Source organism: Burkholderia sp. MSMB1498 (genome assembly GCF_001526245.1).
Classification (GTDB): Bacteria; Pseudomonadota; Gammaproteobacteria; order Burkholderiales; family Burkholderiaceae; genus Burkholderia; species Burkholderia savannae.
Genome location: NZ_LOYJ01000044.1, coordinates 91,256 through 100,368, shown reverse-complemented (window position 1 = coordinate 100,368; position 9,113 = coordinate 91,256). Strand labels below are relative to the sequence as shown.

The following is a 9,113-nucleotide window of genomic DNA, read 5'->3' as shown; positions in this document are numbered from 1 at the left end:
GGAACCCCGAACCCCGAACCCCGAACCCCGAACCCCGAACCCCGAACCCCGAACCCCGAACCCCGAACCCCGAACCCTTCGGGCCTTTGAACCTAGCGCCCTTAAGCGCGCGCTCCCGCATGCTCCGCGCCTGGCGCGTGCATGTCGATGCCGGCCGCCTCGAGCGCCGCGCGAATTCGCCTGGCGAACGCGAGCGCGTGCGGACCGTCGCCGTGCAGACAGACCGTCTGCGCGTTGAGCGGCACCCATTCGCCCGTGACCGCGCGCACGCGATGGCCGCGGACCATTTCGAGCGTGCGCGCGAGCATCTCGTCCTCGTCTTCGACGAACGCGCCCGGCTGGCTGCGCGGCACGAGCGAGCCGTCCGCGCGATAGCCGCGGTCGGCGAACACTTCCTCGACGGCGACGAGCCCGGCTTGCCGCGCGGCTTCGACGAAGCCGCTCTTCGCGAGGCCGAACACCGCGAGCGATGGATCGAAATCGTGGATCGCGGACACGACCGCGTCGGCGATCTCGGCGTCGCGCGCCGCCTGGTTGTACAGCGCGCCGTGCGGCTTCACGTGCGCGATGCGCCCGCCTTCCGCCTGCGCGATCGCGGACAGCGCGCCGAGCTGATACAGCACGCCCGCGTAAATTTCGCCCGCGGGCAAGTCCATTTCCTTGCGGCCGAAGTTCTCCGGATCGTGAAAGCTCGGATGCGCGCCGATCGACACGCCTTTTTCCACCGCCCAGCGCACGCAGTCGCGCATCGCCTGGGCGCCGCCCGCGTGCCAGCCGCACGCGATGTTCGCCGACGTGACGAGGTCGAGAAGCGCCTCGTCGGAGCCGCAGCCTTCGCCGAGGTCGGCGTTCAAATCGATTTCCATGATGTTTCTGCCTAAAGCGTTCGCGACCGGCCGGCCGCGCCGCGGCCCTCGGTCCTCCAGAATCTCATGCGGCCACCCCGCGCGCGGCGCGCGTGCGCTGCAGCGCCTCCTCGCGCATCTCGATCGCGATGTCGATCTGCCGCAGGTACGCGCGCTCGGCGGCGAGCGCGCCGCGCGCGGCCGGCGCCGTCACGCGGACGAAGCGGATCGGCAGGTTCAGGCGCGCCTGCGCGAGCTTCCAGAGGTCCGCGCGGATCACCGCGCCGATCCGCGGATAGCCGCCCGTCGTCTGCGCGTCGTTCATCAGCACGATCGGCTGGCCGTTGCCCGGCACCTGGATCGTGCCCGGCAGCACCGCGTGCGAGAGCAGGTCGCCCGATTCCGCGCGTTCGAGCTTCGCGCCCGAGAGCCGGTAGCCCATCCGGTTGCTGTTCGGCGTGACGACCCATTCCTCGTCCCAGAACGCCTGTTGCGCCGCCGGCGCGAAGCCCGCGTATTGCGGGCCGGGCAGCACGCGCACGGGCATCGCCCATGCGGCGTGCGTGTGCTTGTGGCGGCGCGGATGCTCGTCGACGCGCGCGAACGCACACCACGCGGGCGCCTTCACGCCGAACTCGGGCGCGTCGGGCGCGACGCACGCGGGCGCGCCGGCGGGCGGCATGCCGACGGGCAGGCGATCGCCGTCGCGCAGCATGCGCCCGCCGAGGCCGCCGAAGCGCGACGCGAGATCGGTGCTGCGCGAGCCGAGCATCGGCAGCACGTCGATGCCGCCCGCCACGCACAGATAGCCGCGCATCCCGCGCTTCGCGACGGGCAGCGCGAGCGTCTGGCCGGCCGCGACGGGCACGCTCCACCACGAGTAGACGGGCACGCCGTCGAGCGTCGCGCCGAACTCGGTGCCGGTGATCGCGACGCGTGTGGCGCGCGGAAAGCGGAACGACGCGGGGCCGAGCGTGATTTCGATCGCGGCGGCGTCCGGCCGGTTGCCGACGAGGCGATTGCCGACTTCGAGCGCGAGCGAATCGAGCGCGCCGCTTTGCGCGACGCCGAGATGGCGATAGCCGCGGCGGCCGAGATCCTGGATCGTCGAGAGCGGGCCGGCGCGCAGCACTTCGATGCCGCCTGTTCCTTGGCGTGAAGTCATCCGCTATGCACTCCTGCGACGGTGAAGCGCACGCGATCGCCCGGCTGCAGCAGCGTCGGCGGCGTGCGCGCGGGATCGAAGAGCGCGAGCGGCGTGCGGCCGATCAGCTGCCAGCCGCCCGGCGCGGCGGCCGGATAGATGCCCGTCTGCTCGCCGCCGATGCCGACCGAGCCGGCCGGCACTTCGAGCCGGGGCGCGGCGCGCCGCGGCGTGTGCAGCGAGCCGTCGAGGCCGCCCATGTACGTGAAGCCCGGCTGGAAGCCGAGGAAGAACACGACGTAGGTGCCCGCCGAATGGCGCCGCACGACTTCGTCGCGCGCAAGCCCCGTGTGCTTCGCGACCGCGTCGAGATCGGGGCCGAACGCGCCGCCGTACTCGACGGGGATCTCGACCTCGCGCCTGCTTTCGGCGACCTGGTCCGCATCGCGCCACGCGGTCTTCATCAGCGGCGCGAGCGCGTCGGCCGTCGTCTCGAGCGGATCGAACACGATCGTCAGATTGTTCATGCCGGGCACGACGTCGACGACGTGCGGCCAGCCCGCCGCCGCGCTCGCGACCGCCCACACGCGGCGCTGGCATTCGAGCGTCGCGGGAGGGGGCGCCTCGCAGACGAGGGCGGTATCGCCAAGCGGATAGATGCGTGGAGTGATCATCGATGGCAAGCAAACGGCGTTGGGCCGGGTGAAGAATACATTATCAATAAAATGTCGATAACTTCTCGTCGAAAAATTTCGGCGGACGCCGCGCGGACGATCTTGGCGTACACTTTCGCGCACCTTCGCTCCACCTTCGCCGATTCGCCATGCAGCGTCATCCGACCAAGATCGTATCGTCCGAACATCTCGTTTCCGAGACGAGCGCGGAGCTGTCCGAGCTCGAATATGCGCTCATCATGGCGGGAAACGCGTTCAATCGCTGGATGGTCCGGTGCATGGCTGCTGCGGGGGCGAAGGACATGACGGCCGTCGAAGTGTCGCTGCTGCACCACGTGAGCCACCGGGACCGCAAGAAGAAACTCGCCGACATTTGCTTCGTGCTCAACATCGAGGACACGCACGTCGCGACGTATGCGCTCAAGAAGCTGGTAGCTAGAGGGTACGTAAAAAGCGAAAAGACAGGCAAGGAGGTGTTCTTTGAGGCGACCGGCGCGGGCCGCGCGCTCTGCCTCAAGTATCGCGACGTGCGCGAGCGCTGCCTGATCGAGACCCTGAAGGACAGCGGGCTCACGAACGAGCAGATCGGCGACGCCGCGCAACTGTTGCGCCACGCGTCCGGGTTGTACGACACCGCGGCGCGCGCGGCCGCTTCGCTCTAGGCGGGCTTGGCGGCGGCCCGACGGGCGGCGCGCCCGCGTGTCGGGCGCGTCGATATGTCGGGCGCGTCGATATGTCTGCGCGTCGGGCTTGGCGGCCGCGTCGGCCGCGTCAGGCGCGTCGATGTGCCGCCGTGCCGCCGTGTCGCCGCCTCAGTCGCCCGAGCGGTAACTCCGCGATTCGGTGACGATCCAGTCGAGCGGCAGATCGTGCGCTTCGCGCGGCAGCTCGCGCACCCCGCACGCGTCGTAGGCGAGCCCGACCGTCACGGGCCGCGCGGCGCCGGGCCACGCGGCGAGCGTGCGGTCGTAATACCCGCCGCCGTAGCCGAGCCGGAAGCAGCCGTGATCGAAGCCGACGCACGGAATCAGCAGCAGGTCCGGCACGAGCCGCGCGCCCGCCGCGGGCTCGGGAATCCGATGGCGGCCCTCGCGCATCGGCGCATCGGGCGTCCACGCGTGGAATTCGAGCGGCGTGCGGGGCTGGCCGATCACCGGCAGCGCGGCCTGCCGGCCCGCATCGCCCGCGAGCCACGACGCGATCGCGTCGCGCGCGTCGAACTCGCCCGCGAGCGGCCAATAGAAGCCGACCGTGCGCGGCGCGCTGTCCGCGAGGATCGCGAGCACGCGCTGCGCGAGCGCGTCGTGCGCGAGCGCCGAGCGATTCGCGTCGAGGCGGCGCTGCGCAAGCGTTTCGCGCAGCGTTTGCTTCGGATTCGGCGCCGGGGCGCGTGCTATGCTTTCGCTCACTAGAGTGCTCCGTTCACAACGATGTCCACCAGCCTTTTTCGAGTATATCGCGCGGTCGCGGCGCCCCTCGTCGCCGCCGTGCTGGCCGTCGGGGCGGCCGCCTGCGCCGCGCAGACCGCCGACGAAGCGTCGTCGAACGACGATCAGGCCTTCGTCCAGCTGCGCGAAGCCGCGCGCAAGAACGATCCGGTGCGCGCCGCGCAACTCGCGGCGACGATCCCGAATTATCCGGCGCCGTCGTATCTCGAATACTTCCAGATCAAGCCGCAGCTGTTCGATTCGTCGGGCCATGCGCGGCTCGACGCGCCCGACGCGCCGGTGCTGTCGTTCCTGTCGCGCTACGACGGCCAGGCGATCGCCGACCGGATGCGCAACGATTACCTGCTCGTGCTCGGCGCGCGCCACGACTGGCGCAATTTCGACGAGCAATACAGGCGCTTCGTGCTCGACGACGACACGCAGGTCAAGTGCTATTCGCTCGAATCGCGCGCGGCGCGCGGCGAGAACGTCGCGGACATGGCGCGCGAGCTGCTCGTCGAGCCGAAGTATTACGGCGACGCGTGCGTCGATCTCATCACCGCGCTCGCGGCGAACCAGCAGTTCTCGAGCGACGACGTGTGGGCGCAGGTGCGCCTCGCGTACGAGCAGAACTACACGACGCTCGGCGGCAAGATCGCCGACGCGCTCGGCCCGCGCCCGGCCGCCTTCGACCAGGTGACGAGCGCGCCGCCGCTCTTCCTCGCGCGCGGCGTCGGCGCCGACGCCGCGTCGCGGCAGCTCGCGCTCGTCGCGATCACGCGGATGGCGCGCAACGATCCGGAGGCGGCGGCGGGCCAGCTCACGTCGCTCGCGTCGACGCTGTCGGCCGCCGAGCAGGCGATCGGCTGGGGCGAGATCGGCTATCAGGCGGCGGTGAAGCGCTTGCCGCAGGCGTCGTCGTGGTATCGCAAATCGATGGACGCGCCGCTCTCGAATTCCGCGTACGAGTGGCGCGTGCGCGCGGCGCTGCTCGCGGGCGACTGGCCGATGGTGCGCCGCTCGATCGACCAGATGCCCGAGCGGCTGCGCGACGACACGACGTGGATTTACTGGCGCGGCCGCGCGCTGAAGGAGACGGGCGACACGCTGAAGGCGAACCAGGAATTCGAGCGGATCGCCGGGCAGTTCAACTTCTACGGCCAGCTCGCGGGCGAGGAGCTCGGCCAGAAGACGGTGATCCCGCCGCGCACGAAGGTGACGGACGCCGAGATCGACGCGATGAGCAAGGTGCCGGGCTTCGCGCTCGCGCAGCGCTTCTACGCGCTCAATCTGCGGCTCGAGGGCAATCGCGAATGGAACTGGTCGCTGCGCGGGATGACCGATCGGCAACTGCTCGCGGCGGCCGAGTACGGCAAGCGCGTCGACCTGCTCGACCGCACGGTCAACACGGCCGATCGCACGACGGCCGAGCACGATTTCTCGCTGCGCTATCCGTCGCCGTACCGCGACGTCGTCGAGCGCTACGCGCAGACCAACGGGCTCGACATCGAATGGGCGTACGGGCTGATCCGCCAGGAGTCGCGCTTCATCACGAACGCGCGCTCGTCGGTGGGCGCGGGCGGCCTGATGCAGCTGATGCCGGCAACCGCGCAGCTCGTCGCGAAGAAGCTCGGCCTCGGCACGGTCACGCGCGCGCAGATGCACGACATCGACACGAACGTGCAGCTCGGCACCTGGTATCTGTCCGACATCTATCAGAAGTTCGACAACTCGGCGGTGCTCGCGACGGCGGGCTACAACGCCGGGCCGGGCCGGCCTGCCCAGTGGCGGCAGGCGCTCGCGCGGCCGGTCGAGGGCGCGATCTTCGCCGAGACGATCCCGTTCAACGAGACGCGCGATTACGTGAAGAACGTGCTGTCGAACGAGACGTACTATGCGGCGCTCTTCGAGAAGAAGCCGCAGTCGCTGAAGGCTCGCCTCGGCTTCATCGCGCCGTGACGCGCGCCGCGCCGCGCCGCGCGGATGCGGCGCGCGTGAGCGTCGCGCAAGCGCAAGCGTTTTGCGGGCGTAGCCGGGGTTTCGTGTGGGTTTCGCCGCCGCGCGTCGCGCGGCGGCGCGCTTTGGTGGGGCACGATCATGCAGGGCCAGACCATCGCCGTACTCGGCGGCACGGGCTTCATCGGCAGCCGCCTCGTCAACACGCTCGTCGAAGCGGGCGCGCGCGTGCGGATCGCGACGCGCCGCCGCGAGCATGCGCGGCATCTCGCGATGCTGCCCGTCGACATCGTCGAGCTTTCCGCCTTCGACGTGCGCGCACTTGCGCGCTTCGTGGCGGGCGCGAGAGCGGCCGTCGATCTCGTCGGCGTGCTGCACGGCGGGCGCGGCACGCCGTACGGCGAGGGCTTCGAGCGGCTGCACGTCGCGCTGCCCGCGGCGCTCGCAGCGGCGTGCATCGAAGCGCGCGTGCCGCGCGTGCTCCACGTGAGCGCGCTCGGCGCCGATCCGCGCGCGCCCAGCATGTACCTGCGCTCGAAAGGCGACGGCGAGGCCGCGCTGCACGCGCAGGCCGCGGCGGGCGCGCTCGGCGTCACGGTGTTCCGGCCGTCGATCGTGTTCGGCCCGGGCGACGCGTTCCTCAATACGTTCGCGCGGCTTCAGCGGATCTTTCCGGTGGTGCCGCTCGCGATGCCCGATGCGCTGATGCAGCCGATCTACGTCGGCGACGTCGCGCAGGCGATCGCGAACGCATGCGCGCGCGACGCGACGCGCGGCAAGACCTACGAGCTCGGCGGGCCGCGCACGTATCGGCTCGAGGAGCTCGTGCGCTACGCGGGCCGGCTCGTCGGCCGCCACGCGCGAATCGTCCGGCTGCCCGACGCGCTTGCGCGGCTGCAAGCCTGCGTGTTCGAGATGCTGCCGGGCGAGCCGCTCATCACGCGCGACAATCTCGCTTCGCTGTCGGTGCCGAGCGTGATGACGGGACCGATCTCGCCCGAGCTCGGGATCACGCCCGCGAGCCTCGAAAGCATCGCGCCGACCTACATCGGCGACGCCGCGCTGCGCTCGCGCTTTTCCGGCTGGCGCTCGCGCCGGTGAGCATCCGCAACGATGGCGGCCGCTGCCGGTCGGCCGGACAATCGACAACTACAGGAAGAACCCCATGAAACTCGTGATCGGAGACAAGAACTACTCGTCGTGGTCGATGCGCCCGTGGGTGCTGATGAAGCACTTCGCGATTCCGTTCGACGAAGTGATGATCGGGCTGCGCCTCGACGACACGACGGCGCGTATCCGCGCGCACTCGCCGTCCGGCAAGGTGCCGTGCCTCGTCGACGACGACGGCGGCGCGGTCTGGGATTCGCTCGCGATCCTCGAAACGCTCGCCGAGCGCTTCCCGCAATACGCGCTGTGGCCGCGCGACCCGGCCGCGCGGGCGCAGGCGCGCAGCGTGTGCGCCGAGATGCACGCGGGTTTCGGCGCGCTGCGCAGCGACATGCCGCTCAACGTGCGCGAATCGCACCCGGGGCGTGGCGCGACGCCCGCCGCGCTTGCCGACGTCGCGCGCATCGACGAGCTGTGGCGCACCTGTCTCGCCGCGTCGGGCGGCCCGTTCCTGTTCGGCGAGTTTTCGATCGTCGATGCGATGTACGCGCCCGTCGTGCTGCGCTTCAAGACGTACGAGCCGCCGCTGTCGGCCGAAGCGAGCGCTTATGCCGCGCGCGTGGCCGAGCTGCCGGCCGTGCGCGAATGGATCGAGGGCGCGCGCGGCGAAACCCGTGTGATCGACATCTACGGGCCGTCGCGATGAATGTCTACGCGGTGGGCGGCGCGATCCGCGACGAATTGCTCGGCCTGCCGGTGCGCGACCGCGACTACGTCGTCGTCGGCGCGACGCCCGAGCAGATGGCCGCGCAAGGCTTCAAGCCGGTGGGCAAGGATTTTCCGGTGTTCCTGCACCCGGACACGCACGAGGAATACGCGCTCGCGCGCACCGAGCGCAAGACGGCGGCCGGCTATCACGGCTTCCGGTTCCATTACGCGCCCGACGTGACGCTCGAGCAGGATCTCGCGCGGCGCGACCTGACGATCAACGCGATGGCGCGCGAAGTGAGCCCGGGCGGCGCGCTCGTCGGGCCGGTCGTCGATCCGTTCGGCGGGCAGGCGGACTTGCGCGCGAAGGTGTTCCGGCACGTCGGCGACGCGTTCGTCGAGGACCCGGTGCGGATTCTGCGCGTCGCGCGCTTCGCTGCGCGCTTCGCCGATTTTTCGGTCGCGCCGCGCACGGCCGTGCTGATGCGCGAGATGACCGAGGCGGGCGAGGTCGACGCGCTCGTGCCCGAGCGCGTGTGGCAGGAGCTCGCGCGCGGGCTGATGGAAGCGAAGCCCGCGCGGATGTTCGCGGTGCTGCGCGAATGCGGCGCGCTTGCGCGAATCCTGCCCGAGATCGACGCGCTGTTCGGCGTGCCGCAGCGCGCCGACTATCACCCGGAAGTCGATACCGGCGTCCACGTGATGATGGTGATCGATCACGCGGCGAAGCAGGGCTATTCGCTGCCCGTGCGCTTCGCGGCGCTCACGCACGATCTCGGCAAGGCGACGACGCCCGCCGACGTGCTGCCGCGCCACATCGGCCACGAGGGGCGCAGCGTCGAGCTGCTGAAGCCGCTGTGCGAGCGGCTGCGCGTGCCGAACGAGTGCCGCGATCTGGCGCTCGTCGTCGCGCGCGAGCACGGCAACCTGCATCGCGTGATGGAGATGGGCGCGGCCGCGCTCGTGCGGTTGCTCGAGCGCGCCGACGCGCTGCGCAAGCCCGCGCGCTTCGCCGAGGCGCTGCAGGCGAGCGAGGCCGATGCGCGCGGCCGCCTGGGCCTCGAGGCGACGCCCTATCCGCAGGCCGAGCGGCTGCGGCAGGCGCTCGTCGCCGCGCGCTCGGTCGACGCGGGCGCGATCGCGCAGGCTCACGCGGGCGAGCCCGCGAAGATCAAGGATGCGGTGCACGGGGCGCGCGTGCGCGCGGTCGCGGAGGCGATCGGGGAAGGGAGATGAATGCGGCGAGCGGCAT

Annotated in this window: 9 protein-coding genes; 5 read left to right on the top strand and 4 right to left on the bottom strand. The window is 70.9% G+C overall.

From position 1 onward, the window contains the following. Positions 1–101: 101 nt before the first annotated feature. The 3 genes from pxpA to pxpB all read right to left on the bottom strand — a co-directional run bounded on the left by pxpA (position 102) and on the right by pxpB (position 2,663). Positions 102–866, bottom strand: coding sequence for a 5-oxoprolinase subunit PxpA (gene pxpA, locus WS91_RS08565; RefSeq protein ID WP_059578165.1), 765 nt, complete (start codon positions 864–866; stop codon positions 102–104). 64 nt (positions 867–930) lie between these two features. Then, the gene (locus WS91_RS08560; RefSeq protein WP_059670115.1) at positions 931–2,010 is read right to left on the bottom strand and encodes a biotin-dependent carboxyltransferase family protein; all 1,080 of its coding nucleotides are present in this window, start codon (positions 2,008–2,010) and stop codon (positions 931–933) included. Next, positions 2,007–2,663: a 5-oxoprolinase subunit PxpB gene (gene pxpB, locus WS91_RS08555; RefSeq protein WP_038748462.1), complete on the bottom strand. Its 657-nt coding sequence runs from the start codon at positions 2,661–2,663 to the stop codon at positions 2,007–2,009. Before pxpB ends, WS91_RS08560 begins: the two co-directional genes overlap by 4 nt. A 149-nt stretch (positions 2,664–2,812) precedes the next feature. On the opposite strand from pxpB, the gene WS91_RS08550 reads away from it, so the two are divergent. Next, positions 2,813–3,325 (top strand): winged helix DNA-binding protein, encoded by a 513-nt coding sequence (locus WS91_RS08550; RefSeq protein ID WP_038748460.1) that lies wholly within the window; start codon positions 2,813–2,815, stop codon positions 3,323–3,325. 150 nt (positions 3,326–3,475) lie between these two features. On the opposite strand, the gene WS91_RS08545 is transcribed toward WS91_RS08550, so the two are convergent. Continuing rightward, the gene (locus tag WS91_RS08545) at positions 3,476–4,072 is read right to left on the bottom strand and encodes a 5-formyltetrahydrofolate cyclo-ligase (protein ID WP_038748458.1); all 597 of its coding nucleotides are present in this window, start codon (positions 4,070–4,072) and stop codon (positions 3,476–3,478) included. A gap of 21 nt (positions 4,073–4,093) precedes the next feature. Between WS91_RS08545 and WS91_RS08540 the strand changes: the two genes are divergently transcribed. The 4 genes from WS91_RS08540 (at position 4,094) to WS91_RS08525 (ending at position 9,097) form a co-directional block, all read left to right on the top strand. Continuing rightward, complete coding sequence (locus WS91_RS08540) at positions 4,094–6,049, top strand: lytic transglycosylase domain-containing protein (protein WP_059670114.1); 1,956 nt, start codon at positions 4,094–4,096, stop codon at positions 6,047–6,049. Positions 6,050–6,187: 138 nt separating this feature from the next. Then, positions 6,188–7,147, top strand: coding sequence for a complex I NDUFA9 subunit family protein (locus tag WS91_RS08535; protein ID WP_038748454.1), 960 nt, complete (start codon positions 6,188–6,190; stop codon positions 7,145–7,147). 64 nt (positions 7,148–7,211) lie between these two features. Next, entirely contained in the window at positions 7,212–7,859 is a 648-nt protein-coding gene (locus tag WS91_RS08530) for a glutathione S-transferase family protein (RefSeq protein ID WP_038748452.1), read from the top strand. Then, a complete protein-coding gene (locus WS91_RS08525; RefSeq protein ID WP_038748450.1) occupies positions 7,856–9,097 on the top strand; it encodes a multifunctional CCA addition/repair protein in 1,242 nt (413 codons plus the stop codon). Before WS91_RS08530 ends, WS91_RS08525 begins: the two co-directional genes overlap by 4 nt. Positions 9,098–9,113 lie beyond the last annotated feature (16 nt).